This is a genomic window from Nesterenkonia cremea, assembly GCF_014642675.1.
GTDB lineage: Bacteria > Actinomycetota > Actinomycetes > Actinomycetales > Micrococcaceae > Nesterenkonia > Nesterenkonia cremea.
On record NZ_BMIS01000010.1, the window covers coordinates 73676 to 99069 of the forward strand.

Annotated in this window: 28 protein-coding genes; 20 read left to right on the forward strand and 8 right to left on the reverse strand. The window is 67.3% G+C overall.

What is annotated here, in order from left to right; genetic code table 11:
* Positions 1–34: 34 nt before the first annotated feature.
* A complete protein-coding gene (locus tag IEW85_RS10985; protein ID WP_188685626.1) occupies positions 35–1819 on the forward strand; it encodes a cell division protein PerM in 1785 nt (594 codons plus the stop codon).
* A 56-nt stretch (positions 1820–1875) separates the two neighbouring features.
* On the opposite strand, the gene purN is transcribed toward IEW85_RS10985, so the two are convergent.
* Entirely contained in the window at positions 1876–2484 is a 609-nt protein-coding gene (gene purN / locus IEW85_RS10990; protein ID WP_188685628.1) for a phosphoribosylglycinamide formyltransferase, read from the reverse strand.
* 55 nt (positions 2485–2539) lie between these two features.
* Here purN and IEW85_RS10995 point away from each other — a divergent pair, with 55 nt between their 5' ends.
* Positions 2540–2935, forward strand: coding sequence for a hypothetical protein (locus IEW85_RS10995; protein ID WP_188685630.1), 396 nt, complete (start codon positions 2540–2542; stop codon positions 2933–2935).
* Positions 2936–3172: 237 nt separating this feature from the next.
* On the opposite strand, the gene IEW85_RS11000 is transcribed toward IEW85_RS10995, so the two are convergent.
* Positions 3173–4261, reverse strand: a complete 1089-nt coding sequence (locus IEW85_RS11000) for a hypothetical protein (protein ID WP_188685632.1) — start codon at positions 4259–4261, stop codon at positions 3173–3175.
* A 179-nt stretch (positions 4262–4440) separates the two neighbouring features.
* On the opposite strand from IEW85_RS11000, the gene IEW85_RS11005 reads away from it, so the two are divergent.
* The 5 genes from IEW85_RS11005 (at position 4441) to ccsB (ending at position 9444) form a co-directional block, all read left to right on the forward strand.
* On the forward strand, positions 4441–5109 hold the full coding sequence (locus IEW85_RS11005) for a histidine phosphatase family protein (protein ID WP_188685634.1): 669 nt from the start codon (positions 4441–4443) through the stop codon (positions 5107–5109).
* A 72-nt stretch (positions 5110–5181) separates the two neighbouring features.
* Positions 5182–5799, forward strand: a complete 618-nt coding sequence (locus IEW85_RS11010) for a TlpA family protein disulfide reductase (protein WP_373286562.1) — start codon at positions 5182–5184, stop codon at positions 5797–5799.
* 50 nt (positions 5800–5849) lie between these two features.
* Positions 5850–6602, forward strand: coding sequence for a cytochrome c biogenesis CcdA family protein (locus IEW85_RS11015; protein ID WP_188685681.1), 753 nt, complete (start codon positions 5850–5852; stop codon positions 6600–6602).
* Positions 6602–8314 (forward strand): cytochrome c biogenesis protein ResB, encoded by a 1713-nt coding sequence (gene resB / locus IEW85_RS11020; RefSeq protein ID WP_188685638.1) that lies wholly within the window; start codon positions 6602–6604, stop codon positions 8312–8314. The genes IEW85_RS11015 and resB overlap by 1 nt, the downstream gene beginning before the upstream one ends.
* Before the next feature lie 2 nt (positions 8315–8316).
* Positions 8317–9444: a c-type cytochrome biogenesis protein CcsB gene (gene ccsB, locus IEW85_RS11025; RefSeq protein ID WP_229658972.1), complete on the forward strand. Its 1128-nt coding sequence runs from the start codon at positions 8317–8319 to the stop codon at positions 9442–9444.
* A gap of 131 nt (positions 9445–9575) precedes the next feature.
* Here the strand turns inward: ccsB and IEW85_RS11030 are convergent, their stop codons facing one another.
* Positions 9576–9872 carry a DUF4229 domain-containing protein gene (locus IEW85_RS11030; protein WP_188685640.1) on the reverse strand — a complete coding sequence of 99 codons (297 nt, stop codon included), beginning with the start codon at positions 9870–9872 and terminating at the stop codon, positions 9576–9578.
* A 117-nt stretch (positions 9873–9989) separates the two neighbouring features.
* On the opposite strand from IEW85_RS11030, the gene IEW85_RS11035 reads away from it, so the two are divergent.
* Entirely contained in the window at positions 9990–10466 is a 477-nt protein-coding gene (locus IEW85_RS11035) for a PLD nuclease N-terminal domain-containing protein (RefSeq protein ID WP_188685686.1), read from the forward strand.
* A 9-nt stretch (positions 10467–10475) separates the two neighbouring features.
* Here IEW85_RS11035 and IEW85_RS11040 read toward each other — a convergent pair whose 3' ends face one another.
* Positions 10476–11465 (reverse strand): 1,4-dihydroxy-2-naphthoate polyprenyltransferase, encoded by a 990-nt coding sequence (locus tag IEW85_RS11040; RefSeq protein ID WP_188685642.1) that lies wholly within the window; start codon positions 11463–11465, stop codon positions 10476–10478.
* A 7-nt stretch (positions 11466–11472) separates the two neighbouring features.
* On the reverse strand, positions 11473–12666 hold the full coding sequence (locus tag IEW85_RS11045) for an AMP-binding protein (RefSeq protein ID WP_188685645.1): 1194 nt from the start codon (positions 12664–12666) through the stop codon (positions 11473–11475).
* Positions 12667–12907: 241 nt separating this feature from the next.
* Here IEW85_RS11045 and IEW85_RS11050 point away from each other — a divergent pair, with 241 nt between their 5' ends.
* The 7 genes from IEW85_RS11050 to IEW85_RS11080 all read left to right on the forward strand — a co-directional run bounded on the left by IEW85_RS11050 (position 12908) and on the right by IEW85_RS11080 (position 17469).
* Positions 12908–13363, forward strand: a complete 456-nt coding sequence (locus IEW85_RS11050) for a hypothetical protein (protein ID WP_188685647.1) — start codon at positions 12908–12910, stop codon at positions 13361–13363.
* Positions 13360–13821, forward strand: coding sequence for a cytochrome b5 domain-containing protein (locus IEW85_RS11055; protein ID WP_188685648.1), 462 nt, complete (start codon positions 13360–13362; stop codon positions 13819–13821). Before IEW85_RS11050 ends, IEW85_RS11055 begins: the two co-directional genes overlap by 4 nt.
* Before the next feature lie 30 nt (positions 13822–13851).
* Entirely contained in the window at positions 13852–14649 is a 798-nt protein-coding gene (locus IEW85_RS11060) for a VOC family protein (RefSeq protein ID WP_188685650.1), read from the forward strand.
* A 127-nt stretch (positions 14650–14776) separates the two neighbouring features.
* Complete coding sequence (locus tag IEW85_RS11065; protein WP_188685652.1) at positions 14777–15028, forward strand: helix-turn-helix domain-containing protein; 252 nt, start codon at positions 14777–14779, stop codon at positions 15026–15028.
* On the forward strand, positions 15012–16217 hold the full coding sequence (locus IEW85_RS11070; protein ID WP_188685654.1) for a type II toxin-antitoxin system HipA family toxin: 1206 nt from the start codon (positions 15012–15014) through the stop codon (positions 16215–16217). The genes IEW85_RS11065 and IEW85_RS11070 overlap by 17 nt, the downstream gene beginning before the upstream one ends.
* Before the next feature lie 75 nt (positions 16218–16292).
* Positions 16293–17159, forward strand: coding sequence for an AraC family transcriptional regulator (locus IEW85_RS11075; protein WP_188685656.1), 867 nt, complete (start codon positions 16293–16295; stop codon positions 17157–17159).
* Between the two features lie 133 nt (positions 17160–17292).
* The gene (locus IEW85_RS11080; RefSeq protein ID WP_188685658.1) at positions 17293–17469 is read left to right on the forward strand and encodes a hypothetical protein; all 177 of its coding nucleotides are present in this window, start codon (positions 17293–17295) and stop codon (positions 17467–17469) included.
* On the opposite strand, the gene IEW85_RS11085 is transcribed toward IEW85_RS11080, so the two are convergent.
* Entirely contained in the window at positions 17470–18600 is a 1131-nt protein-coding gene (locus IEW85_RS11085; protein ID WP_188685660.1) for an aldo/keto reductase, read from the reverse strand.
* 136 nt (positions 18601–18736) lie between these two features.
* Here IEW85_RS11085 and IEW85_RS11090 point away from each other — a divergent pair, with 136 nt between their 5' ends.
* Positions 18737–19105: a nuclear transport factor 2 family protein gene (locus IEW85_RS11090; protein WP_188685662.1), complete on the forward strand. Its 369-nt coding sequence runs from the start codon at positions 18737–18739 to the stop codon at positions 19103–19105.
* A 22-nt stretch (positions 19106–19127) separates the two neighbouring features.
* On the forward strand, positions 19128–19715 hold the full coding sequence (locus IEW85_RS11095; RefSeq protein WP_188685664.1) for a DUF4287 domain-containing protein: 588 nt from the start codon (positions 19128–19130) through the stop codon (positions 19713–19715).
* Positions 19716–19805: 90 nt separating this feature from the next.
* Here IEW85_RS11095 and IEW85_RS11100 read toward each other — a convergent pair whose 3' ends face one another.
* A complete protein-coding gene (locus tag IEW85_RS11100; RefSeq protein WP_188685665.1) occupies positions 19806–21347 on the reverse strand; it encodes an MFS transporter in 1542 nt (513 codons plus the stop codon).
* Positions 21348–21417: 70 nt separating this feature from the next.
* On the opposite strand from IEW85_RS11100, the gene IEW85_RS11105 reads away from it, so the two are divergent.
* The 3 genes from IEW85_RS11105 (at position 21418) to IEW85_RS11115 (ending at position 24183) form a co-directional block, all read left to right on the forward strand.
* Entirely contained in the window at positions 21418–21984 is a 567-nt protein-coding gene (locus IEW85_RS11105; RefSeq protein ID WP_188685666.1) for a TetR/AcrR family transcriptional regulator, read from the forward strand.
* 160 nt (positions 21985–22144) lie between these two features.
* A complete protein-coding gene (locus tag IEW85_RS11110) occupies positions 22145–23149 on the forward strand; it encodes a putative oxygenase MesX (protein WP_188685669.1) in 1005 nt (334 codons plus the stop codon).
* A complete protein-coding gene (locus IEW85_RS11115; protein WP_188685671.1) occupies positions 23146–24183 on the forward strand; it encodes a methionine synthase in 1038 nt (345 codons plus the stop codon). Before IEW85_RS11110 ends, IEW85_RS11115 begins: the two co-directional genes overlap by 4 nt.
* Positions 24184–24290: 107 nt before the next feature.
* Here the strand turns inward: IEW85_RS11115 and IEW85_RS11120 are convergent, their stop codons facing one another.
* A complete protein-coding gene (locus tag IEW85_RS11120) occupies positions 24291–24821 on the reverse strand; it encodes a hypothetical protein (protein ID WP_188685672.1) in 531 nt (176 codons plus the stop codon).
* Positions 24822–25394: the final 573 nt, after the last annotated feature.

The window sequence follows — 25394 nt, forward strand, 5'->3', positions numbered from 1 at the left end:
GCCAGGCGCAGCGCCGGCTGGCACCATAGAGACGATGGCCAGCACCGATGACCCCAGCGACACCTCCGCCGATCACGACGGCGGAGACGTCGGCAGCGCCGAGGGGCGCACCGCCGATTCGGCCCGCTCCTGGAGGCAGCGGCTGAGGATCCCGGCCATGCCCCTGTGGCTGCTGGGCATCCTGGAGGCCTTCCAGGTGCTGCTGGCCACTGCGCTGCTGGTGGTCCTGCCGGTCATGGCGATGAGCCTGGCCGGCGGCTTCGAGCAGATCGATCCCGGCTTCATCAGCGGCCTGGCCGCCCAGATCTGGATGGTCATCCACGGGGTCCCCGTGGAGCTGATCATCACTCTGGACGACGGCGCCCTCGGTGAGGGCGTGGGCATCCCCCAGGGTGGCTGGTTCCACCTGGTCCCACTGGGTCTGACCATGATCCCGTTGGCCCTGGCCTGGAGGGCCGGAAGGCGGATGGCTCAGGGTGCCTACTCCGATCAGCTCTGGCACGGCCTGCTGCCGCTGGTGCTCAGCTACGCCGGTGCCGGCGCCGGGCTGAGTGTGCTGGCTCAGGACACCGCCTTCGAGGTCCACCCGGCCTTCGCCGGACTCTGCTCCGCAGCCCTGATGGCGCTGGGCTCACTGGCCGGCTGTTACGCCGAGGCCCGCAGCTGGACCCGCATGATCGGTGTGGACCTGGAATCCCGGATCGAGGAGTTCTCACAGCAGCTGCGCTGGGCCGGTTCCTATGCCTGGGCCATCCTGCGCGCCGGCGCTGTGGCCTGTGTGGTCGCCGTCGGGCTCTCCGCGCTGCTGCTGGCCGGGCAGATCGGGGTGCGCTGGATGGACGTGGTCAACGTCTACCAGCAGCTGGATCCCGGCTTCTGGGGCGTCCTCGGCCTGACCCTGCTGCACCTGGGCCTGCTGCCAAATATGATCCTCTGGACCTTGGCCTATTCCACCGGTGCCGGGTTCTCCATGGGCACCGGGACCACAGTGGCTCCCTATGCCGTGGAGCTGGGCCCCCTGCCCGCCGTCCCGATCCTCGGCGCCCTGCCCGCCAGCGCCCCAGAGAGCGTACTGGCCGTGCTGCTGGTGCCCGTGCTCGCCGGTGCGGCCGCCGGCTGGTGGCTGATGCGCGAGGGCGAGAACCACCTGGACGACTGGTTCGCGCTGCGGATCGGCATGCGCCCGCTCTCCCTGGGCGTCTCCACGCTGGCGCTGGGTGTCTTCACCGGCATCGCCGCGGCCGTGCTCGCGGTCGGGCCGCTGTGGCTCTCCCATATCTCGCTCGGCGTGGGGCGGATGACCGACATCGGTCCCGATGCCGGCCTGGCCGCCGCCATGCTGGGCGGCTGGGTGGCCCTCGGTGCGATCATCGGATACCTGCTGGCCCCGGCCGCGCACCAGGTGCGCCGGCGTGGGGCTGCTGATGCCGATGATGAGGAGGAGTTCGAGGAGGACCGCGAGGACGCCGTCGCCTCGGTCTCTGCCGGCGTCGAGGATGAGGAGGAGCTCACCGCCTCCGAGCCGACACGTCCGAAGCGCAGGGCCAGCCCGGTCCGCCCGGTTCGCAAGCGTGCCCGGGCCGTGAGCGCGGAGAGTCCGGAGAGCGTCGAGGCAGAGCGGGCTGAGAGCGCTGGGTCGGTTGAAATCGCAGGGCGGCCTGAACGCTCAGTGCCGGCCGATAACGCTGAGGGTCAGGGCGGCGAGCCTCAGAAGGGTGAGTCTCGGGAGGACGTGGACGAGTTCACCGCTCGGATGCGTGCCCGCCAAGAGGGCGGTTCGGGCAAGAGCTCACCGCTGCGCCCGCTGCGCCGCGACTGAACCGTCCACCGGCGGCCCGCCTCCTTCGAATTCTTCGCCCAAACAACGGGTGGGGATCAGCCCAGCCGGATCTCCCCGGCGGCGATCCCCTCCAGCGTCTCCACCAGCAGGCGACGCTCCTGAACCTTGATCCGTTCGTGCAGGGAGTCCTCCTGCTCGCCGGGGTGTACGCGCACCGCCTCCTGGGCGATGATCGGGCCGGTGTCCACGCCGGCGTCCACCTGGTGCACTGTGCAGCCGGTGATCCGCACGCCGTGGGCCAGCGCATCGCGCACGGCATGGGCGCCGGGGAAGCTGGGCAGCAGCGCCGGGTGGGTGTTGATCACCGGGACCTCGACGCCGTCCAGGAACTCCTTGCCCAGGATCCGCATGAATCCGCTGGAGACCACCAGGTCAGGGGAGTGGGAGCGCACGGCATCGCAGAGCTCGCGATTCCAGGCCGCGCGGATCCGGGCGGCCTCCTCCGGGTCCTTCCGGCCCAGCCCCTTCTCCAGCGGGACGGCGAAGGTCTCGATCCCCACGGCGGCTGAGCGCTCCAGCCCGCCGCATCCGGGGATGTCCGAGCCCACGGCGGCCAGCTCCACCTGAAGCTGACCGGAGGAGACGGCGTCGATGACGGCCTGCAGGTTCGTCCCGGAGCCCGAGACCAGCACCACGATTCGCATGGGCTACAGCCTATAAGAGGTGATGGCGGCCCCGTGTGCCTCTAGAGTGGTCGGGATGAGTGACGAGAAGCAGCGGGAGGCCCAGCGGCCCTATGCACGAATGACCCTGTGGCTGCTGCTGGCGGTGATCGTGTCCTATGCGGGACTCCAAGCGCCCCTGCCGTACCGGTTGGTGGCGGTGGCGGCCGGACTGGCCGGCGTCGCAGGCGGCATCATCCTGGTGGTGCAGTCGCTGCGGAGGAAGCTCTCGGTGCTGATGCTGATCAGCGGCATGGTCTCCGTACTGGCCTGTGGGATGTTCGCCGGCACGGCCTCGGTGCAGGCGTTGTTCTGGAACGCCACGGTCGAGTTCGACGAATGCCAAGCGTCGGCGCTGACCGAGCGCTCGATGAACCGCTGCTTCGTCGAATACGAGGAGAACATGCTGGACTCCATCCCAGCCCCGTTCTGACGGCCCGGACCACCCCGTCCTCTTCCTGAGAATCGGCCGTCTGTCTGCGGGGAGAGACCGGGGTGATCAGAGCTCACGACCCCGGCCCCTGACCTGAGCCGGGCCGTCGCACCTCAGACTCGCTCCAGCTGGAGAAACCCCACACACAGAAGCCGCAGACACAGGAGAGGGCCCCGGCAGCCTCCCACGAGGCGGGCCGGGGCCCTCTTTCTGCTCAGCCCCTCAGGGCCGCAAGGTTCAGGCGCGGTTCTTCTTCTGCACCTTGGTGTAGGCCTTGGTCTCAGCGATGAACTGGTTGCTCGGTGCCAGGAAGAGCAGCACCAGAGTCAGGATCGCCACGGCCACCAGAGCCAGGTTCTCCCAGCCGAGCACCACAGTGCCCACCGAGAGGACCAGCACGACGGCGGCCAGGGAGCGGAAGAGTCCGCTGCCGGCGGTGCCCTGGATGGCGAGCACGATCAGGATCGCGGCGATGACGGTCGCGGCGATCACCCAGAGCCAGCGCAATGTGCTGGGCTCCATGCCGATCGAACCGAACAGGGTCTGAGCGCGTTCACCGGAGTCTGCGTTGCTCATCTCCACGAAGGCCAGCAGGGACAGGGCGAAGACGCCCACACCCATGACGATCATCAGGAGCATGGCGGCCCACATGGTGATCGGGCGGCGAGGCTTCCTGCCGCTGACGGCAGCGGCCTCCACAGCCTGCTTCCGCTTGGCCTTCTTCTCCTGCTTAGCCTGTTCCTTGGCCTGCTGGGGGTCCTGCTGGGGCTGTCCCTGCTGAGGGTAGCCCTGGGGCTGCTGGCCGTACTGCTGCTGCGGGTAGCCCTGCTGCTGACCCGGTTGGCCGTAGCCCGGCTGCGGGTAACCCTGGGGCTGTTGGCCGTACTGACCGGGCTGTCCCTGTGGCGGGTAGCCTTGCGGCTGCTGGCCATACTGACCGGGCTGTCCCTGTGGCGGGTAGCCTTGCGGCTGCTGACCGTACTGGTCCTGCTGGGGGTAGCCGGGCTGGTCCTGCTGGGGGTAGCTCTGCGGCTGCTGGCCGAACTGCTGACCCTGCGGCGGCTGCTGGCCATACTGCTGCTGAGCCGGGGCGCCCGGGATGGGGCCGGCCGGGCTGGCGGACTGGGCTGACTGAGCCGATTGCTGCGAGGGGGCAGAGTGCTGGGAGGGGGCCGAAGGCTGCGACGGAGCCTGGCCTGCCGGCGGTGCGGGCTGGCCGAAGCCCTGCTGCTCCTGACCCTGCTGCTCCTGACCGTGCTGACCGGGGACGGGCTGCTGCTGTGCAGCGCCTTCCTCGGGGGCGTTCTCTTCGGGGGAGTTGCTCATGTCCCTCATCCTTACGTCTGGTGTCCGTTCGTCTTCGGCCAGCCTACCGGCAGGAAGGCCCTTGTGGCAGGGCGGACCAGGCATTTCGGTGGGCCGAGAGGAGACGTTCAGTCATTGCTCGGCGGTGATCCCCGACGCCGGACCCGCAGCCGCCGCGCCGAAGATGCAAGACTGGGGCCATGGCTTCTGAGACCGCAACAGTCCATCTTGTCCGCCACGGCGAGGTCCACAACCCGGACCGTGTCCTCTACGGCCGCCTCCCCGGCTTCGGGCTCTCCGAGCTCGGACATGAGATGGCCGAGGGGATCTCCGAGCACTTCGGGCAGCGCGCCGAGAACGGTCAGCCCGTCCACCTGCTGGCGGCCTCCCCGCTGAAGCGCGCTCAGGAGACCATCGCCCCGCTGGCCCAGCGCCTGGGTATGCCGGTGACCACTGAGGAGCGGGTCCTGGAGGCGGAGAACAAGTTCGAGGGACTCTCTGAGGTCAAGCGCCAGCTGCGGAACCCGCGCATGTGGCCGCTGCTGGCCAATCCCTTCCGCCCCTCCTGGGGCGAGCCCTACACCCAGCAGGTCAGCCGCGTGCTGGCCGCGGTGAAGGATCTCGCCGATCAGGCCGTCGCAGAGCACGGCGACGGCGCCGAAGTCGTGGTGGTCTCCCACCAGCTGCCCATCTGGGTCACCCGCCTGTGGGCTGAGGACCGCCCGCTTTGGCATGACCCGCGCAGTCGTGAGTGCACACTGACGTCGGTGACCTCGCTGCACATCGGCCCCGCCGGAGTGGAGTCGGTCACCTATGATGAGCCCAATGAGGCCCTGTCTCAGCAGGCCCTCGCGCTTCCCGGCGCCTGAGTCGAATCGGAGGGGTGGAAAAGTGCGTCGTCACTTTTCTACAACTTGTAGAAGGCGTAGAATCGACTGCTGATGATGACTACTGCCACGAGTCACTCCAGACTGCGCCCCTCCGCCCTGGCCGCCGCAGCGCTCGCCGGGATCTTCGCGCTGACCTCCTGCGGCACCGACCAGAACGACCAGCTGGCCGAGAATGCCGCCAACGACGGCACCAACTACGTCGCCGGCGACGGTTCCATCCAGGAGTACGCCCCGGAGGACCGCGGCGAGCCGGTGGAGTTCGAGTCCGCGCTCTTCGACGGCACCGAGATCGGCCCGGAGACCTGGCAGGGCGACGTCACCGTCCTCAACTTCTGGTACGCGGCCTGCGCCCCCTGCCGTGTGGAGGCTCCCGACCTCGCAGAGATCCATGAGGAGTATGAGGAGGAGGGCGTCCAGTTCTACGGGGTCAACACCCGGGACACCCAGCCCACGGCTGAGGCGTTCGAACGTCGCTTCGAGATCGGCTACCCCTCCATGGAAGACCGCGGCGGTGAGGTCATGTTCTCCATGACCGACTACGTGCCGCCGTCCGCTGTGCCCACCACACTGGTGCTGGACGAGGAGGGCCGCGTCTCCGCCCGGATCATCGGCATCGCCGAGCCCGGGAACCTGCGGGCCCTGATCGACACTGCGCTGAGCGAGACCTGATGCCCCCCGGCATCCTGTCTGCGGCCGAGTCCGCGGTCCCGGTGGCGGCGGTGAACAACCGCTTTGCCGAGATCGTCCTGGACGGATCCTTCCTGCTGGCCGCCCCGATCGCGCTGCTGGCCGGTCTGGTCAGCTTCCTCTCGCCCTGCGTGCTTCCCCTGGTGCCCGGCTACCTGGGCTATGTCACCGGTCTCTCCGGCACGGCTCTGCAGGAGCGCGCCCGCTCCCGGATGGTCCTGGGCGCGGCGCTCTTCGTGCTGGGCTTCTCCGTAGTCTTCGTGCTGATCGGTGCGGTCTTCACCTACGCGACCACCTGGCTGCGGCTGGAAGGCGGCTGGGTCACCCAGGTGCTGGGCATCCTCGTTGTGCTCATGGGTCTGATCTTCATGGGCGCCTTCAGCTTCTTCCAGCGGGAAGCGAAGATCCACCGCAAGCCGCCGGACGGACTCCTGGGCGCCCCGCTGCTGGGAGCGACCTTCGGCATCGGCTGGGCGCCGTGCATCGGCCCGGCCCTCTCTGCGGTCCTGCTGCTGGCCTACGGCACCGACGCCGACGCCGCCCGCGGGGCCCTGCTGATGTTCATCTACTGCCTGGGTCTGGGCATCCCGTTCATCCTGATCAGCATGGGGCTGCAGCGGGGGATGCGGGCCTTGGACTTCTTCAAGCGGCATAAGGCCGCAGTGATGCGCGTAGGCGGCGGCATGCTGATCGCCGTCGGGCTGCTGATGCTCTCAGGTATCTGGAACACCTGGGTCTACGCGCTGCAGGACTGGTTCGCCAACGAGATTGTGATGCCCATCTGATGAGTGAGAAGAAGGACCGGGGCAAGGCAGCCAAGCGGGAGAAGGCCGGCGACTACATCCCCGCCGACCATAAGGACGCCAAGGCGGACCGTTCCGATGTCACGCTGCCCTCGCTGGGCTTCGTCGGCATGCTGCGCTGGGCCTGGCGCCAGCTGACCTCCATGCGCACGGCGCTGATGCTGCTCCTGCTGCTGGCCGTGGCGGCCGTGCCGGGCTCCATCTGGCCTCAGCGCGTCCAGGACGCCTTCGCGGTGCAGACCTGGATCGACGACAACCCCACTGTGGGCCCGGTCCTAGACTTCTTCCAGCTCTTCGACGTCTACTCCTCGGTCTGGTTCTCGGCGATCTACCTGCTGCTGTTCATCTCGCTGATCGGCTGCATCCTGCCGCGCACCCGCAAGCACTGGCAACACATACGCTCCGCCCCGCCGCGGACTCCGCGCCGGCTGGAGAAGCTGCCCGAATACGGTGCCCTGGAGCTGGAGTCCAAGGCCGCAGGTGACGACGCCGACGCCCCGGACACCGAGCAGGTCATCGAGGACGCCCGGCGCGTGCTCAAGAAGCGCGGCTACCGGACCGATGTCCGCGAGGCCGGCTCCGACGCCCGGGGCAGACAGGTCCCGGCCTCCATCGGCGCGGAGAAGGGCTACTCCAAAGAGGTCGGCAACCTGCTCTTCCACATCGCCCTGGTGGGCGTGCTGGTCTTCGTGGCGCTGGGCTCCATGTTCAGCTACCGCGGACAGAAGATCATCATGGAGGACGAGGCCTTCGTCAACGCCCTGGTGGCCTATGACAACTTCTACCCGGGCACCTACTTCGACGAGGACCAGCTGCACCCGTTCTCCATCACGCTGAACGACTTCGACCGCGTCTTCGACCGCCAGTCCGAGGAGTACTTCGGCCAGGCCCTGGACTTCACCGCCGATGTGACCGTCCAGGAGGGCACCGATGAGGAGCCCCGCCAGGAGGAGCTCAGCGTGAACGATCCGCTGACTCTGGGCGGCGCCCGGCTGTTCCTGGTAGGCAACGGCTACGCCCCGGTGGTCACCGTGGAGGACAGCAACGGGGATGTGGCCTTCTCCGGTCCGGTGGTCACCCGCCCGGAGGACTCCGTCTACACCTCGATGATGGTGATCAAGGCACCGGACGCTCAGCCGGAGCAGCTCGGCTTCCAGGGAATGTTCCTGCCCACCTCCCACGAGGTGGAGGACGGCCTGGCGGTCTCCATCGACCCGGAGCTGGGCAACCCACAGCTGCAGCTGGACTCCTACTACGGCGACCTCGGCCTGGACGACGGCACACCGCAGAACGTCTACGTGCTGGACACGGAGAACCTGGAGGAGCTCAACTCGCGCAGCGCCGAGGCCGGGGGCATCGTGCTGGAGCCGGGGCAGACCTATGAGCTGCCCGACGGCATGGGCTCCATCAGCTTCGACGAGGTCATCGACTATATGGCGGTCGACATCCACTACAACCCCGGCCAGGTGGGGGTTCTGGTCTTCGCCCTGACCGCGCTGGGCGGGCTGATCATGACCCTGTTCATCCGCCGGCGTCGCGCCTGGGTGACCGTGGAGACCACAGAGGAGGGCCGGGTGCTGGTGCGCTACGGCCTGCTGTCCCGAGGCGAGGACTTCTCGCTGCGGGATGAGAACATTGCACTGCGCTCCGATTTCGAGAAGAAATGGCCGGTCCGCGCTCCGGAGGAGAACTGATCATGACGTTTATGCTGACCCTGCGACCCATCGATGAGCAGCTGGCGGAGTACAGCGAGCTGTTCATGCTGATCGCCGCCTCGATCTACACCATCGCCTTCATCGCCTTCACCATCGATATGGTGCGCAGCTCGGCGACGATCCGTCGGGTGGAGGCCGAACTGGCCACTGAGCGGGACCGAGAGTCTGCCATGGCCGGCGTCGGGGCCGCCGGCTCAGGCAGTGGCGGCGCTGGGACCGGCGGCTCTGAAGGTGGCGGCCCAGAGAGCGGTGGCGGCGTCGAGCCGGTGGAGCTCGTGGACGATGAGATGGCCTACACCGGCACGAAGCGGCCGATCGCCAATGTGGCGGTGGCGCTGACCGTGGTGGCCGCTCTGGCCCACGCCTTCGCGGTGATCACCCGCGGCATTGCAGCCAATCGCGTGCCCTGGGCCAACATGTTCGAGTTCCTGACCTCGGCCGCGCTGATCGTCTCCCTGGTCTACCTGGTGGCACTGATCCGCCGCGACCTGCGCTTCCTGGGCGTCTTCGCCGTCGGCCTGGTGGTCATCATGATGGTGGGCGCCACCATCGGTTTCCCGACGCCGGTGGGCCACGTCCAGCCCGCGCTGCAGAACCCGTGGATCTGGATCCACGTCTCGCTGGCGGCCATCGCCATCGGCCTGTTCGCCCTGACCTTCGCGATGAACATCCTGCAGCTGATCCAGCAGCGGCGTGAGCGGGCCATGACAGCCGCCGGCCGCGGAGAGGACGCCGACGGCGAAGCCTCCAGCCGAGTGAGCCGCTGGCAGTTCCTGCGCCTGGTGCCCTCCTCTGTGGCGCTGGAGAACTGGGCCTACCGGATCAACGCCATCGGCTTCGTGTTCTGGACCATGGGACCGCTGATCACCGGTGCGATCTGGGCCGAGGAGACCTGGGGCCGCTACTGGGGCTGGGACACCAAGGAGGTCTGGACCTTCGTGATCTGGGTGGTCTATGCGGGCTATCTGCACGCCCGGGCCACCCGCGGCTGGACGGGCAACCGTTCGGCCTGGCTGTCGATCATCGGCTTCGCCTGCATCATCTTCAACTATGCCGTGGTCAACGTGTACTTCCCGGGTCTGCACTCCTACGCAGGCCTCCCTGAGTAAGTCGGCCCCAGCCACCTACGCGAAATAGCCCGCATCGGCGTCCCTGGTCAGGATGCTGATGTGGGCTCTTTCGCCTCTGGAAGGTCGGATGCCCCTGAAGCGGGGACGCCGATCCGCAGGGGAGGGAGAGCTCAGCGCTCCGGGTGATCCTCCGGGGACTCGGGCTCGTGGAAGTCTTCGGCCAGTGCGTCCTCGGCCTCGTTGTCCTCCTGCTCGGAGAGGCTGCGACGCCGGCCGGAGCCCACCTTCTGGGCGAGCTGCGCGCCGGCCTCCAGGCGCAGCCTGTTGAAGAAGAGATAGGCCACAGCCCATGCGCCGACCAGTCCGGCGATGAGGGCGAAGAGCATTCCGACCTCCATCAGCAGGCAGGCGCCGAAGATGATGAAGAAGGTCGCAAGGCGGAGCAGGGTGTACTTCAGAACGGCCATACCTCCATTTTCGCACGCGTGGACGGCAGACTACGCTGGGAGGACAGTGAGCCGGAGTCCCGGCTCAGGCAGTGGACGTGACGGGAGCGAGCGAACGTGTTGCGAATCCTGATCCCAGTGGGAATCGTGGGTCTGGGGCTGATGATCTACAGCCTGGTGGAGAGCATCCAGACCCCGCGTCACCGTGTCCGCGTGATGCCGAAGACTGCATGGATCGCAGTCATCCTGCTGGTGCCTATCATCGGAGCCGGGCTGTGGCTGGGCTTCGGCCGGATCCGCGAGCCCCGCACCCGCGGCAACCAGGTGCGTTCCGGCCCCTCAGCGCCCGACGACGACCCGGAGTTCCTCCGCAAGGTGGAGTTCGAGCGCCGTCAGCAGCAGCGCCGTGAGGAGGAGGCCCGCAAGCGCGCCGAGCAGGAGCGGAAGAAGCGGGCCCAGTCGCAGGGCCAGCAGTCCTCCGACCAGTCCCAGCAGGAGCCTCAGCAGTCCCAGGAGGGCCCGGAGCAGAAGGATTCCGGTGAGGGATCGGGGGAGAAGCCTGGCGACGATGTCGAGGGCGGCACCGGCTCAGGCTCCGAGGATCGCCCCGCCTGAGCACGATCCTCAGCTGAGCAGCAGCGCCGCCGAGTAGGTGGCGGCGAATGCCAGCCCGATCGTCCCGGTCTGCTGCAGCACCGGGATCAGCTCCGGGCCGCGGGCCGGCTGCGGCCGGCGGACCATGATGCCGATGGGCCGGATGCACAGCGGCCAGGAGGCCACCACCAGCAGGAACCACAGGCTCTGCGGGCCCTGCAGCATCAGCGCCAGCGGCAGCGTTACGGCGATGACCACCATCAGCGCGTAGCTGGAACGCGCCCGGCCCTGGCCAAGGCGCACTGCCAGGGTCATCTTGCCCGACTCGCGGTCGGTGGGGATGTCCCGGACGTTGTTGGCCATCAGCAGGGCGCTGGCGATCAGCCCGTGGGAGACGGCGCCGATCAGTGCGCCGGCCAGCGGGAACTCCATGCTGACGCCGCGGGTCTCGGCCACCTCCACCATCGCGTAGGAGGTGCCCAGCGTGGCCACCAGGCCGAAGAAGATGAACACCATGATCTCGCCCAGACCCAGGTAGCCGTAGGGCTTGGAGCCGCCGGTGTACCACCAGGCCGCCAACACGCAGATCACCCCAGCGCCGAGCAGCCACCACTGGCCGGTCAGCACCACGATGATCAGCCCGGCCAGTCCGGCCACGCCGAAGCTTCCGAAGGCCGCGGCTCTGACCTGGTGCGGTTCGGCGGCGCCGGAGCCGGTCAGGCGCATAGGGCCCACGCGTTCGTCGTCGGTGCCGCGGACGCCGTCGGAGTAGTCATTGGCGTAGTTCACGCCCACCTGCAGGGCCAGGGAGACGATCAGGGCCAGCAGGGCGACGACGATGTGGAGGGCGACGGTGCCGGTGAAGATCTGCTCCGGAGCGTCGTCGTGGCTCTCCAACCAGCCGAAGGTATATGGCCGCGGCTGCCCGAAGACCGCCGCAGCACCGATGAGCACCGGCGCCACCGCCATCGGCAGCGTGCGCAGACGTGCTCCTGCGGTCCATTCCTTCAGCGTGGCCATAAGTCTCCTAGGGGGCAGGCGGTGCGGGTGGGCTCTGGACGAGCCTGAGCAATTCTTGCCGGTCCGGCTTGCCGTTGGCCAACCGGGGCAGCGCCTCCAGTTCGCGGAACTGCTTGGGCGCGGCGGCGGGCCCAAGCGCCTCACGTACCCGCCGGCGCAGCGCCTCCGTGTCCAGCCCCGCGGAGAGCACGACGGCGGCCACCACCTGCTGGCCCCATTCGGGATGCGCGACGCCGGCCACAAAAGCATCGCTGACCTGCGGGTCCGCCTCCAGGACCTGGCGGATCCGCTCCGCAGATACCTTCACTCCGCCGGTGTTGATCACGTCATCGGCCCGCCCGGTGATCGAGAGCCGGCCCTCGGGGCTCAGTCGCCCCAGGTCATCCGTGCGGTACTGGGGCTGCCCCTGGGCGTCGGTGCCGAAGCGTGCCGCGGTCAGCGCCGGGTCGGTATAGCCCAGGGCCACCATCGGCCCGGAGAGCAGGACCGGCCCGACGCCGGCGTCGTCGGTTCCTGCGGAATCCTCGGCAGCCTCAGTCTCCACGGTCACCCCGGGCAGCGGCACGCCGTCGTAGACGCAGCCGCCTGCGGTCTCGCTCATCCCATAGGTGCGGATCACGGTGAGCCCCAGCTGCTGGGCCCGGCCGAAGAGTGCGGGGGATGTGGCCCCGCCGCCCAGCAGGATCGCGTCGAAGCGGCGCAGCACGGCCAACAGCCTGTCCTCGTCTGTCCCCGCCTCAGTGGAGACATGTCCCAGCAGCCGCTGCAGCTGGGTGGGCACCAGGGAGACATAGCGCCGTTGATGGGTCAGCTGCGCGGCCGCCTCGGCGAAGGATTCAGAGTCAGTGGTCTGCTCCAGCAGCACAGCGGGCTCGGTCCCGGCCTGCAGGGAGCGGCTGAGCACGGCCAGCCCAGCCACATAGCTGGGCTGCAGGGTCAGCAGCCACTGCCCGTGCCCGCCCAGATGCTCAGCCGCAGCCTCGGCGGAGGCGCGCAGATTCTCCGCCGACAGCAGGGTCTCCTTGGGCGTTCCGGTGGATCCGGAGGTGCGCACGACGGCGGCGGCCCCGCTGTCCGCGAGCTCGGGCCGCTGGACCCAGCGCGGGGCGTCTCCTTCGCCAGGGAGGAACTCAAGGGGAGGGCTCGCTCCGGAGAGGGCCGCCTGGAGATCCTCCAGAGCGTCCGGAACCCAGGCGCTCACCGAGCCTCACTCTCGGCATGATGACGGCCGGTGGCCATGCTCACCAGCTGGGCGAGGGTGAACATCACGATCGCCACGATGGCGATTCGAGCGAACCAGGGCATCGGTGATCCTCTTCGGCGGGTGGTCAGGTGCGATCGTCTCCGAATCAGTGTAATCAGTGCAGTTCTTCTCTACGATGGCTCTAGGCGGGTGACCTGCCCGTCTGACCAGGGAACTGAACGGAGGATGCCCCTTCCCGATGAGCCGTGCACAACTGCTGCTGATCGCAGCCCGCTGCGCTGTGGTGCTGATCGCAGCCCGCTGCGCTGTGGTGCTGAGCCTGGCCTCCCTGGCCGGGCTGTTCCTCACCGCCGGACAGCTGGTGGACAGCGGCGACGGACTGGATCTGCATGGGACTGCGGCCGTGGTCCTGCACATCACCACAGGCCTGCTCGCGCTGCTGCTGGTGCTGCGCGCCGTGCTCACCCGCACCGGAGTCTGGGCGGCGGCGACCGCCGTCGTGCTCTTCGCTCTGACCTTCTTCCAGGCCGCCCTGGGCAGTCCGCTGACGGTGGACGCCCATGTGGCCGGATCCCTGGCCGCCGTGGTGCTGTGCACCTGGCTCTGCGCCTGGACCTTTGCCCACCACGGCACCGCCTCCGCAGCCGCGGAGCCCGCTGGCAGCCGATCCGAACAGGAGACGACCGCACCATGACCCGCACCCAGAACACTCTGTCCTCCGATTCCCCTGTCTTCCGCCGCGGCCTCTTCGCCCCGCTGGCCGCGGCCGGTGTGCTCGCGCTCGGCGCCTGCGCCCTCAACGATCCCGGCGATGTCGATGCCGAGGAGGATCCGGCGCAGCAGGATGAGGACGGCCAGGATGAGGCCGCTGACGATGACGCCGACGTCGCCGGTGAGGACGATGCCACCGAGGATGACGTGGTCACCATGGAGGACGTCGAGCAGAACGACAGCCCCGAATCCTGCTGGGCTGCGATCGACGGTGTGGCCTATGACCTGACCGAATGGATCGAGGAGCACCCGGGCGGCGCTGACCGGATCGAGGCGCTCTGCGGCACCGACGCCACCGAGGACTTCGAGGGTCAGCACGGAGGCGAAGAGGACCCTGAGGACCAGCTGGCCGAGTTCGAGATCGGCGAGCTCGAGGACTGAGCGGATCACCGGCGGAGGGGAGAGCCCACTATGTCGCTGCCGCTGAACATCGCGATCCTCGGGGCTGAGGACCCCGCGGCCGCCCAGGAGTTCTATGCTGCGGTTCTGGCCCCGAAGGTGCAGGACTATGGGGGCTTCTTCCGGTCGGACCTCCACGGCGCCGGGGACCTCGGTGTCACTGACGTCTCTGCTCTGGCCGCCGAGGCTGGGGTCTCAGCCGAAGGTTCCGGCTTCGGCGGATACATCATCTTTTATGTGCTGGAGCAGCCCAGCGAGGTGGTCGCCGTCGTTGAGGCCGCCGCGGCCGCCGGGGCGGAGATCCTCAAACCGGCGAAGAAGGCTCTCTTCGGTTCATTCTCCGGAGCGTTCCGGGCACCTGACGGAGCAGTCTGGAAGGTCTCCTGCGAGAGGAGGAAGGAGACCGCTGCCGCGAGGAGTCCCGCCGTGCCGGTGGAGACCGGCATCCTGCTGGGAGTGCAGGACCCCAGGGCCTCCACAGCGTTCTACACCGCCCTGGGCATGGAGGCCGATCGCGACTACGGGGCCAAGTACATCGACTTCACCGTGGCCGCCGGCCAGCTGCGGCTGGGCCTGATGCAGCGTAAGGGCCTGGCCAAGGATGTGGGGATCGCTCCTGAAGGCTCCGGATTCGGGCGGCTGGTGCTCAGCCATGACGCCGCCTCAGCCGAGGAGGTTGACGCCGTGCTCTCCCGGGCTGAGCAGGCCGGCGCTGTCATCACTGTGGCACCTGCCGCGCAGGAGTGGGGCGGGCACGTGGGCTGCTTCACCGACCCTGACGGCATCGCCTGGAAGATCGCCTCCGCCTGAGCCTCAGGTGCCGGAGGGCTCTGGCGGCACACGAGGCTATCTTCTTATTACCTTTTCTGCATAATGGGGTGCTATGCTTATTTCGTAATAGTTTATGCTTATGCGTGTTTCGCAGTAGGAGGGTCTCATGGTGCGGGTTACGGCAGCAGTCCAGGCGCCTGCTGATCTCGGCCTTGCTCTGCAGCAGGCCCGAATGGAGCAGGGGTTGTCTCAGATGCAGTTGGCTGAGCAGTTGGGTATCAGTCAGCGATCCGTCAGTGAGATCGAATCCGGCAAACCCACGATCTATATCCGCAAGGTCTTCGAAATGATGCGGGCTACCGGAATGGAGCTCACCGCCAGCTGGGACGAGGAGCCTCCTCATGCGTCTGGCGGTTGAGCTCTATGGCGTCCTCGTCGGACATCTGGAAGGTGAGGGTTCGCGCAGCTTCGACTTCACGCCCACGCCTGAGGGGCAGGAGGCCTTCGGGAGGAACAGCAGTGTGCTTTCTCTGGTCCTTCCACTGGCTCCTCGGCTTCCCCGTCAGCACGCTGGGCGCCGCCGAACATGGTTCGGCGAGCTGCTGCCGGAGGGGGATCAGCTCGATCACATGCTTGCCCAGTCGGGCCTGCGTCGGGGCGATGTCTTGGGGTTCCTCGCCCGTTATGGGCGTGACGTCGCCGGAGCTGTTCAGATCTGGGACCTGGATGACCCTACGGAGCCCAAGGTGCCTGCTGCAGTGCCGCTGGGGGAGGCCGAGGTGCGCGAGCTGATGGAGGACCCTATGGGCAGCCCCCTCGGCAACCGGCCGACGCTCGGCAAATCGAGTCTACAAGGCGTTCAGCCCAAGATCGTCCTGGCTCGCGAAGGCGAGCAGTGGCTCCAATGCTTCGGCGGGCATCCCTCCACGCACATCCTGAAGCCTGAGGTGGGGCGGAGGCCCGCTCTCATCTTCGACGAAGAGTATGGGCTGAGGCTGGCGCGACGGCTGGGGTTGAGTGATTTCGGCGCTGAGGTTCTATCCTTCGATGGTCTCAATGCACTGGTCATCGAGCGGTACGACCGTGAGGGCGGCCGTCGTGTGCACCAGGAGGACCTCAGCCAGGCGCTGGGGGCGGAGCTGAGCCAGAAGTACCAGGAGATCGGCGGCGTCGTCAGTCTGCGTCGAGCTGCTGAAGTGGTCCGGCGGCATCTCTCCGACGGCGATCTGCGCATGCTGGCCCGTCTGGTCCTATTCTCCGTCGCCATCGGAAATCTGGACCTGCATACGAAGAACATCAGTATTCTGCATCCCATGCGGGCTCCCGCTCGGCTGGCGCCGGCATACGACCCAGTGCCCATGTCTCAGTACGCCGACGCGGACGGCAGGCTCGCTCTTGCCGTGAACAAGAAGTACGACCTGAAACGGGTCGAGTCAGCCGACCTGATCGCAGAATTCAGCAGTTGGGGTCTGCGTGGAGCAGAAGGAGTCGTGTGGGAGACGCTGGAGGCGTTGGCTGTAGCGGTACATGAGGAGAGCCCGTTGGACGGTGCGTCACCGGGGATTCAGGGCCATATACAGGGACTGATCCGACGGCTGCACGGCTGATCGAAGGCGTTCCGGATGATCGGGTCACGGCCTGTCCTCGGAGCCGAGGATGGATGGTGTCAGGAGGATGACCGCATGATCCGCACACTCAATGCACTGATCAGCACCGTGGAGCAGGAGCTCACCGGTGAGATCGACTGGGCCGGCTTCGCCCGGCGGCACGCCACCACCGAGTACCACCTGCGCCGGATGTTCTCCGCGCTGGCAGGCATACCGCTCTCGGAGTATGTGCGCCGCCGCAGGATGACGCTGGCGGCGGCCGATCTCACCTATACCGGTGAGGGGCTGCTGGAGATCGCTGTGAAGTACGGCTACGGCTCGGCCGAGGCCTTCGGGCGGGCGTTCCGTGCAGTGCACGGCGCCGGCCCGTCTGAGGTGCGGCGCAGCGGGGGTCCTCTCCGCACGCAGTCCACGCTGAGGTTCAGCCTCAGCGTAGAAGGGAATGGCCTCATGGATGTCACCATCACTGAGAAGCCCCAGCTCACCCTGGCCGGCCACGCCGCCGAGGCGCCCCTGATCTACGAGGGTGCGAACCCTCATATCCAGGAGCACGTCGAATCCATCACCGATGAGCAGAATCTCCGCCTGAAGGAGATCAACGACGCCGAACCCTCCGGAATCCTTTCGGTCACCTCTGGCTCTGAGCCCGATGCCGCAGAGGGGTCTGTGCTGACCTACCTGCACGGCGTCGTGCTCTCCGAAGGGACCGAGGTTCCGCAGGGACTGGACTCGATCACTGTGGGGGCCGGTCACTGGGCTGTCTTCGCCTCCGAGGGACCGCATCCGCAGGTGCTGCAGAAGCTGTGGGCGGCCACGGCCACCGACTGGTTCCCCTCGAACCCATGGCGGCTGCGGCCGGGGCCCACGCTGCTGCGTCATCTCAGCTTCACTGGAGATGAGGCCAGCTGCGAGCTCTGGATGCCGGTGGAGAAGGACGGCTGAGTCAGACGAATAGGGTGGGCCGAACCTGTGGGGATTTCTCACATGTTCGGCCCACTGCTCTGACAGGTCGCAACTTGTCGATATCTCCGACAGGTTCGGTCGGAGTTCGGCTCAGCGCACGGTCGACCGCGCTGTGGACTACACCTTCGAGCGCCTCGGCTTCTATGCGCTCGACGAAGGGCTGCTCGAATCAGCTTTGGCCCGCCCGGTGACGACTGGCTACGGCACTCCTGTCTACCCCAGCCTGGCGCAGGCCGCCGCCGCGCAGAGCGAGTCGCTGGCAGGACTGAACTTCGCCGCCCCCGCCTGATCAGCTGCGGGGGCCGAACTGCTCGGCCACCTGGTCGCCGATGGTTCCGATGATGTCCTCATCCGCCGGACTGAGCCGCTCGGAGGCCATATCCGCCTGGTGCCAGTGCGGGTAGATGATGCCGGGGCGGCCGGCCTGATCGATGGTGCTCAGATCCTCTGCGGTCAGCTGCAGATCGGCACAGCCCAGCAGGTCCTCCAGCTGCTTGAGGTTCCGGGCGGCCACTGCGGTGTTGTGGACTCCGGGGCGGGTCAGCGTCCAGGCCAGGGCCACCTGCGGAATCGTGGCGCCGTGGCGGCCGGCCGCCTCCTCGAGGGCGTCGACCACAGCGTAGAGGCGCTCCCAGTCCGGCACCCGCATCTCCTGGCCGGTGCCGTCCTTCAGGCGGGAGGGGCCCTCGGGCTGCTGGTCGCGGCGCCACTTGCCGGTGAGCAGACCCATGTTCAGCGGGCTCCACGGCTGAGTGGAGATGCCGGCGTCGAGCGCGGAGGGGATCTGCTCGTACTCGGCGGTGCGGGTGTAGGCCGAGTAGAGGATCTGCTGGGATACCGGTTTGATGAAGCCGTTGCTCTCGCAGACCCGCAGAGCCTTCTGCAGCTGCCAGCCCATGTAGTTGGAGACCCCGTAGTAGCGGATCTTCCCGGAGCGGACCAGGGTGTCCATCGTCTCCAGAGTCTCTTCCAGCGGGGTCTGGCCGTCCCACTGGTGCAGGTAGAACAGGTCGATGTGATCGCGGTCCAGCCGAGCCAGGGAGCGGTCCGCCTCACGGAGCAGGTGCCAGCGGGAGGCGCCGCCGTCGTTGGGTCCCTCTCCGATGACCATGCGGGCTTTGGTGGTGACCAGGAAGTCCTCGCCGTAGTCGAGCTTCTTCAGCGCCCCGCCGAGTACCTCCTCGGCCACGCCTCCGCCGTAGAGATTGGCGGTGTCGATCAGGTTGACGCCGGCCTCATGGGCGCGGGCCAGAAGCTCTGCCGCCCCCGCGGCGTCCAGTTCGCCCATATGGTTTCCCTCACCGCCGCCGAAGGTCAGCGTGCCCAGCGCGATGGGCGAGACCCGCAGCCCGCAGGTGGGGGAGAGCTGGCGGTAGAATGGTTCGGATCCGGACGGCGCGTACGGAGTGGGGGTGCTCATACTGCTGCCTCCTGCAGATCGGCGTCAGAGTGTCCACGAGGCGAATCTATAGCGTCGGCGTGCTGAGGTGAACCCTGGTGATCACCAAGTGATGAAGCCTGATGGGCCGACTGCGCTTCCCGCTAGGATGACGCCCATGAGCCTCGCCGCGCTGATGGACCTGGAGCACCAAGGCTGGAAATCGCTGTGCAACAGCACCGGAGCCGAGTTCTATGGGCGGGTCATGACTGAGAGTGCGGTCATGACCCTGTCCCCTGGGTTCGTCCTGGACCGCGATCAGGTGGTCGCCTCCCTCAATGATGCCCCGCCCTGGAACTCCTATGAGATCTCCGAGGAGCGGCTGGTGCATGAGGGCGGCGACTCCGCTGTTCTGGTCTGTCGAGGCAGGGCCTGGCGGGGTGGGGATGAGCCTGCCTTTGATGCGTGGATGACCAGCGTCTACGTGGAGATGGACGGCCAGTGGCGTCTGGCCTCGTATCAGCAGACGCCCATCCCGCAGGGGTGATCGCGGAGATTGGAAGGAACCGATGGGCGAGCAGGGCGCAGGACCGCAGGGAGCCGATCAGAGGAGCGCAGCTCCTGATGTCAGCGATGAGCGGATCAGGGAGAGCACCGGCCGCGGCTGGGACGACTGGGTGGCAGTGATCGACGCCGGCCCCGGCCGGGAGGCCAGCCACCCCACCATCGCCGCCTGGCTGGTGGAGGAGCACGGCGTCGACGGCTGGTGGGCTCAGGGTGTGACCGTGGGTTACGAGAGGCTCACCGGTCGCCGTCTGCCCGGCCAGATGCAGGACGGGACCTTCAGCGTCTCCCGCTCCAAGACTCTGGACCTGGATGGCGAAGAGTTCCGCGAGCGTCTCCACGACGACGCCGCACGGGCCGCCCTGCTCCCGGGGATCAGCTCAGTGCCCCGGTCCAAGCCCGCGACCAGGGCGCCGAAGTTCTCCCTGAGCGACGCCGAGTCAGGTGAGGAGCTGGGCGTCCTCCAGTTCCGTCTGGAGCAGGGGTCGGCGGGCGCCAAACTGGTGGTCACCCACGAGAAGCTCCCGGACCCGGATGCCGCCGAACGCTGGAAGCAGCACTGGGGCGACTGGCTGGAGTCCCTGGCGGTCTGACCCTCCGTCGGTTGGCACGTCTGAGTGGTCAAAATGCCCTGGACCCCACCCAACCGTGCTGATCGAGGCAGCCTGAGGCCGGCGTCGTGCTCAGTGCTCGATCTCGGCCAGCTGCTGTGAGGTGACCTTCCGCAGGGCGATGCTGGCGAGGATGCCTATCGCCAGGACCAGGACTCCGCCTGTCAGTGCGGCGATGTTGAAGCCCTGGCTGTAGGCCTCGAAAGCCTCGGACAGCAGCGGTCCGGCCAGCTCTGTGGGTGCCTGCTCGGCCACGGCGACTGCCCCGCCCACAGTGTCCTCGGCTGCTGCGGCTCCGGAGTCGCCGAGCTCCGCGGGAACGCTGCCCTGCATCTGGCTGGTGTAGACACCGGCGGCCAGGGTGCCGAGCGTCGCGATGCCCAGCGCTCCGCCGAACTCTGCGCTGGTCTCGGAGATGGCCGAGGCTGCGCCGGCCTTCTCCGGTGGGGCGGTGGAGAGCACCAGTGAGGTGGCCAGTGTGGCGGTCATGCCTACACCCACGGTCAGCAGGGCGTATCCGGCGATGAGCGTTCCGATATGGGACTCGGTGCCGATGCCGCTCACCCAGAAGAAGCCCGACGCCGACACCGCCAGTCCCACTGCGATGAGCCAGGCCGGCCGCACGAATCGTGCGCCGATGGACGCTGCGGTCACGCCGGCCACGCTGCCGCCGACAGCCGGCAGCATCCAGAGGGCGGCGTCGAAGGGTCCGTAGCCCAGCACCGTCTGGATGAAGGTGACTGCCAGCAGGCCCATGCCGGCCGTGGCGAAGACAACGGTGGCGTTGGCGATGATCGAGGCGCTGAATGAGGCACGGGCGAAGAGTCGGACGTCGATCATCGGCGTGGGTGCCTTGAGCTGACGCAGCATGAACAGCGCGACGAAGGCGATGCCCACAGTGATGCTTCCCAGGTGGAGACCGCCGACGCCGTCCTCCACCATCTTCTTGATCCCGTAGATCACCGGCAGCACGGCCGCCAGGGAGAGCGCGGCACCGAGCAGATCGAAGCTTCCCTGGTTGGGATCCTTGGACTCGCGGATCAGCAGGGGAGCGGTGATCAGCAGCAGCACCATGATCGGAACATTGATCAGGAAGACCGAGCCCCAGTGGAAGTGTTCGAGCAGCAGCCCGCCGATGATGGGACCGACGGCGAAGCCGCCGGTGAAGGCCGCAGTCCAGATGCCGATGGCGGTGCGGCGCTGATCCTCATCCAGGAACATTCCGCGGATCAGCGACAGCGTGGACGGTGCCAGTGTGGCAGCCCCGACACCGAGCATGGCCCGGGCTGCGATGAGCATCTCCGCGCTGGTCGAGTAGGCGGCCACCACGGAGGCCAGGCCGAAGGCGACGGCGCCGATCAGCAGCATCCTGCGCCGCCCAATGCGGTCGCCGATGCTGCCCATGGTGATGAGCAGCCCGGCCATGACGAAGCCGTAGATATCCATGATCCACAGCTGCTGGGCAGCACTGGGTGCCAGTTCGGCGCTGATCCACGGGGCGGCCATGAAGAGGACCGAGAGGTCCATGGAGGCCAGCAGTGCCGGCAGGACCAGAACAGCCATGCCGAGCCACTCGCGGGGCCCGGCTTTGATGGGTGTGTGCAGTGAACTCATAGTTGAATCATACGTACGTATGAAACGTTTGTGCAAGACGAGCGTCTGATGTCTTCTCTACGATGGGGATATGAGTCAGCGCGAGGATCTTCTGCAGGGGGCTATCACCTGTATTGCCGAGAAGGGCTACTCCCGGACCACCGCGCGGGACATCGCGGCGGCCTCGGAGGCCAATCTGGCGTCCATCGGATACCACTTCGGATCCAAGGAGGCCCTGCTGAATGCCGCGATCATCGCGGCCTTCGATGAGTGGGGCAACGCGGTGGAGGCTGCGATGGTCGGAGTGGAGGAGGCGCCCCCCATGCGGCGCTTGGAGAGTTTTCTGGTTCGCTTCGCCGAAAGCCTGCCGGAGCGCGGGTCGTGGGTGGTCTCCAGCCTTCAGGCCTTCGCCGAGGCGGACTATGCACCCGAGATCAAAGAGCAGCTGGCAGCCTCCATGGAGGAGGGGCGCAGGTCTTTGGCGGCAATGGTGCTCGGCGTCGCTCCGGAGGAGATCGAAGAGGAGGACCTCCCGGTGGGGGCGATGGCCCTCTCACTGATCAACGGTTATGTGCTGCAGTGGTTCGTCTCTCCGGGGCGGGTCCCTTCTGCGGCTGGCATGGCCGCGGCCGTCCAGCGGGTGGCCCGGCAGGGGTGAGGCTCCCGGGTGGAGCCGCAGTCCTGATTTGCACGTGTATGCTCCGGCGAATAGTGTTCAACTGAATATATCTGCCGCGCTGCGGCTTCCTGCACAGCATCTCGGAGAGGGGCGCAAGTTTGTCCGTGTACGATCAGACCGCTCGGCCGGTGACGGCCCGATGACAGACCTGACGTTCTCCATCGAGAAGACCCGGTTCGACGAGGACTACAAGCCTGTGGGCGAGACCCGTCTCACCACCAACTTCGCCAACCTCGCTCGGGGTGAGGGGCGGCGGGAGAATCTGCGCGGTGCCCTGCGGATGATCGATGACCGCTTCAACGCGCTGGCGGGCGTTGAGGACGGCGGCCGCTATTCGGTCGAGCTCGACATCATCTCGGTGAACATCGATCTCGAGGGCGACGGCGGCCTGGAGTCCTTCCCCCTGATCGAGATGCTGCAGACCGGCATCGTGGACCGACGTCTCGGGCAGCGGACCGAGGGCATCGTGGGCAACAACTTCTCCTCCTACGTGCGGGACTACGACTTCAGCATCCGGCTGCGCGAGCACGCCCAGAACCACCCGGACTCCGGCCTCCCCGAGGACTTCGGGGTGCTGCACGGAAACCTCTTCAAGGGCTTCCTTCAGTCCGAGGCCTACACGCAGCACTTCGGCAAGCCGCCGGTCATCTGCATCAGCGTCTCCAGCAGCAGGACCTACCACCGGACCGAGAACAGTCACCCCGTCCTCGGCGTCGAATACCAGCAGGACGAATACTCGCTGACCGATGAGTACTTCGGGAAGATGGGGATGCGGGTCCGGTACTTCATGCCGCCGGGCAGCGCCGCCCCGCTGGCCTTCTACTTCCTGGGCGACCTCACCGAGGACTACACCGATCTGGAGCTCATCGCCACGATCAGCACGATGGAGAGCTTCCAGAAGATCTACCGCCCGGAGATCTACAGTGCGAACACTCCCGCCGGCCAGTCCTACCGGCCCAGCCTCGACCATGCCGACTACACGCCCACCGGGATCGTCTACGACCGGGAGGAGCGCGCCCGCCTCGGTGCGGAGCAGGGCAGATTCGCCCAGGAGACGCTCATCGCGCCGCACCAGGAGAAGTTCGAGCAATGGTCTGCCCGCTTCTCGGATCACCACCACGCACCGCAGGGAAAGACGTCATGAACAAGCTACTCCCCACCTCCACTGCCGGAAGCCTGCCCAAGCCCTCCTGGCTGGCGCAGCCAGAGACCCTCTGGTCGCCGTGGAAGCTCGACGGCGAGGAGTTGGCAGAGGGCCGGAGGGACGCTCTGCGGCTGTCCTTGGCAGATCAGCTGGAAGCCGGCGTCGACGTCGTCAGCGACGGTGAGCAGACCCGCCAGCACTTCGTCACCACCTTCATCGAGCACCTCGACGGAGTGGACTTCGAGAACCGGAAGACGGTGCGGATCCGCGACCGCTACGACGCCTCCGTGCCGGTGGTGGTCGACGAGGTGACGCGCAGGGACCCGGTCTTCGTCGCCGACGCCGAGAACCTGCGTCAGCACACCGACGCTCCCATCAAATGGGCGCTTCCCGGCCCGATGACCATGGTCGACACCCTCTACGACGACCACTACGGCAGCCGGGCGGATCTCGCCTGGAAGTTCGCCGAGATCCTCAACCAGGAGGCCAAGGAGCTGGCTGCCGCGGGGGTGGACATCGTCCAGTTCGACGAGCCCGCCTTCAACGTCTTCTTCGACGAGGTCAAGGAATGGGGCGTCGCCGCCCTGGAGCGGGCCGCCGAAGGACTGGAGTGCGAGACCGCGGTCCACATCTGCTACGGCTACGGCATCGAGGCCAACACCAGCTGGAAGAGGACCCTGGGCTCGGAGTGGCGCCAGTATGAGGAGATCTTCCCCGAGCTGCAGCGCTCCAGCCTGGACATCATCTCTCTGGAATGCCACAACTCCCACGTCCCCGCGGAGCTGATGGAGCTGGTCCGCGGTAAGACGCTGATGGTGGGGGCGATCGACGTGGCGAGCACCGCCGTCGAGACTCCGGAGGAGGTGGCCGCCACGCTGCGCACCGCACTGCAGTATGTCGACGCCGACAAGCTCTGGCCCTCCACCAACTGCGGTATGGCCCCGCTGGCCCGGGAGGTCGCCCGGGGCAAGTTGGAGGCCCTGAGCGCCGGCGCCGAGATCGTTCGGCAGGAGCTCGCCGCGGGATCCCGCTGAGGGTGCCCGTCGGTCTCAGCCCGCGGCCAGATGCTCGTTGACTCTGGCGTTCTGGTCGTTTTGAGCGCGAAAACGTGCTCATACCGGCAGAAACGCCAGAGTCAACGTCAGTAGTAGTACGGGTTCCCCTCCGCCTCCACCGGTTCCTCTTCTCCGAAGAGCAGCGCCGATGTCTCTCCCTCCTCGGAGGTCACCATGGGGGTGGTGCCCATAGAGCTGGGCTGCTGCCCATCCTCCAGTTCCCAGGTCTGGCCTTCACCCTCGGCAGTGATGGCGACGAACTGCTCGCCCGTATAGACGCCTGCGGCAGGAACACCTTCGGCGAGGAACTCGACGGTGTATTCGGCGGTGCCTTCCAGCGGAACGCGGGCTTTTTCCTGGCCGGTTTCGGTGTCGAGAAGGACCAGGTCGTCATCCTCGCTGTCAGCAAGGAGGACGCCGGCCTCGAGCCAGGGGGCCTGATCCTCTGGATCGAGGCTGTGGCTCCATAGCTCCTCGGTGTAGTTCTCGGTGAGGGCTTCTTCCGCAGAGGTGACTTCTGGGGCGGAGGATATCCAGTCTTCGCTGCCGACGGTGTGTTCTGCCGCGCCCGTGCTGTCCGAAGTTTGCCAGGTGAAGATTCCAGCGCCCAGGGCCACGGTCACAAGGGTCGCGGCGGTTAGGGTGCCCGAGGGGAAGCGCCGCTTCGGCGCTTTCTCCGGGCGGTTCGGCTGTGTGCGGCTGCGGACAGCGGCATCTGCCAGGGAAGGTCCGGTGTGTGTTCGGGTGGAGGAGCTTCGTGCGCGTTGGGGGAGTGTTTTTCCGGGTGCCTTCAGAGGGCCGGAGAACTGTGGGGCGCTGCGGCGTCCGCGCTGAGGCGCTGGTTCCGCGCGGTCGGCTGTTTGAACTTTTTGGGCGGGGGAGGGGGAGGGTCTTTGCTCTGGGCGTAGTGTCTCGTCGCTGAAGCTCAGGGTTTTTTGGCGACGACGGCGACGCTCTGCTGGATCTGCTGGTGTCATCCCGTTCCGATTCCCCGTGTGCTGCATCTGCCGTTCTGGCCTCAGGATAGGCACAAAGACAGGACCTTCGCGAGTCTGAGACACGTGTTCGGCGTTACCGCTGTCCTGGTTGCGCCCGAGTGTGGCGCCAAGACACCTCCACCGCGGCCGCGCCGAGGACGAAGCTGACCCGACATGCGGTGCTGTGGGCACTGAAGAGTCTGGTGATCGACA

What these genes read in the sequence shown, in the direction of transcription:
- IEW85_RS10985 (WP_188685626.1), top strand. Translation starts at nt 35, where the DNA reads ATGGCCAGCACCGATGACCCCAGCGACACCTCCGCCGATCACGACGGC.
- purN (WP_188685628.1), bottom strand. Translation starts at nt 2,484, where the DNA reads ATGCGAATCGTGGTGCTGGTCTCGGGCTCCGGGACGAACCTGCAGGCC.
- IEW85_RS10995 (WP_188685630.1), top strand. Translation starts at nt 2,540, where the DNA reads ATGAGTGACGAGAAGCAGCGGGAGGCCCAGCGGCCCTATGCACGAATG.
- IEW85_RS11000 (WP_188685632.1), bottom strand. Translation starts at nt 4,261, where the DNA reads ATGAGCAACTCCCCCGAAGAGAACGCCCCCGAGGAAGGCGCTGCACAG.
- IEW85_RS11005 (WP_188685634.1), top strand. Translation starts at nt 4,441, where the DNA reads ATGGCTTCTGAGACCGCAACAGTCCATCTTGTCCGCCACGGCGAGGTC.
- IEW85_RS11010 (WP_373286562.1), top strand. Translation starts at nt 5,182, where the DNA reads ATGATGACTACTGCCACGAGTCACTCCAGACTGCGCCCCTCCGCCCTG.
- resB (WP_188685638.1), top strand. Translation starts at nt 6,602, where the DNA reads ATGAGTGAGAAGAAGGACCGGGGCAAGGCAGCCAAGCGGGAGAAGGCC.
- ccsB (WP_229658972.1), top strand. Translation starts at nt 8,317, where the DNA reads ATGACGTTTATGCTGACCCTGCGACCCATCGATGAGCAGCTGGCGGAG.
- IEW85_RS11030 (WP_188685640.1), bottom strand. Translation starts at nt 9,872, where the DNA reads ATGGCCGTTCTGAAGTACACCCTGCTCCGCCTTGCGACCTTCTTCATC.
- IEW85_RS11040 (WP_188685642.1), bottom strand. Translation starts at nt 11,465, where the DNA reads ATGGCCACGCTGAAGGAATGGACCGCAGGAGCACGTCTGCGCACGCTG.
- IEW85_RS11050 (WP_188685647.1), top strand. Translation starts at nt 12,908, where the DNA reads ATGAGCCGTGCACAACTGCTGCTGATCGCAGCCCGCTGCGCTGTGGTG.
- IEW85_RS11055 (WP_188685648.1), top strand. Translation starts at nt 13,360, where the DNA reads ATGACCCGCACCCAGAACACTCTGTCCTCCGATTCCCCTGTCTTCCGC.
- IEW85_RS11060 (WP_188685650.1), top strand. Translation starts at nt 13,852, where the DNA reads ATGTCGCTGCCGCTGAACATCGCGATCCTCGGGGCTGAGGACCCCGCG.
- IEW85_RS11065 (WP_188685652.1), top strand. Translation starts at nt 14,777, where the DNA reads ATGGTGCGGGTTACGGCAGCAGTCCAGGCGCCTGCTGATCTCGGCCTT.
- IEW85_RS11070 (WP_188685654.1), top strand. Translation starts at nt 15,012, where the DNA reads ATGCGTCTGGCGGTTGAGCTCTATGGCGTCCTCGTCGGACATCTGGAA.
- IEW85_RS11075 (WP_188685656.1), top strand. Translation starts at nt 16,293, where the DNA reads ATGATCCGCACACTCAATGCACTGATCAGCACCGTGGAGCAGGAGCTC.
- IEW85_RS11085 (WP_188685660.1), bottom strand. Translation starts at nt 18,600, where the DNA reads ATGAGCACCCCCACTCCGTACGCGCCGTCCGGATCCGAACCATTCTAC.
- IEW85_RS11090 (WP_188685662.1), top strand. Translation starts at nt 18,737, where the DNA reads ATGAGCCTCGCCGCGCTGATGGACCTGGAGCACCAAGGCTGGAAATCG.
- IEW85_RS11095 (WP_188685664.1), top strand. Translation starts at nt 19,128, where the DNA reads ATGGGCGAGCAGGGCGCAGGACCGCAGGGAGCCGATCAGAGGAGCGCA.
- IEW85_RS11100 (WP_188685665.1), bottom strand. Translation starts at nt 21,347, where the DNA reads ATGAGTTCACTGCACACACCCATCAAAGCCGGGCCCCGCGAGTGGCTC.
- IEW85_RS11105 (WP_188685666.1), top strand. Translation starts at nt 21,418, where the DNA reads ATGAGTCAGCGCGAGGATCTTCTGCAGGGGGCTATCACCTGTATTGCC.
- IEW85_RS11110 (WP_188685669.1), top strand. Translation starts at nt 22,145, where the DNA reads ATGACAGACCTGACGTTCTCCATCGAGAAGACCCGGTTCGACGAGGAC.
- IEW85_RS11115 (WP_188685671.1), top strand. Translation starts at nt 23,146, where the DNA reads ATGAACAAGCTACTCCCCACCTCCACTGCCGGAAGCCTGCCCAAGCCC.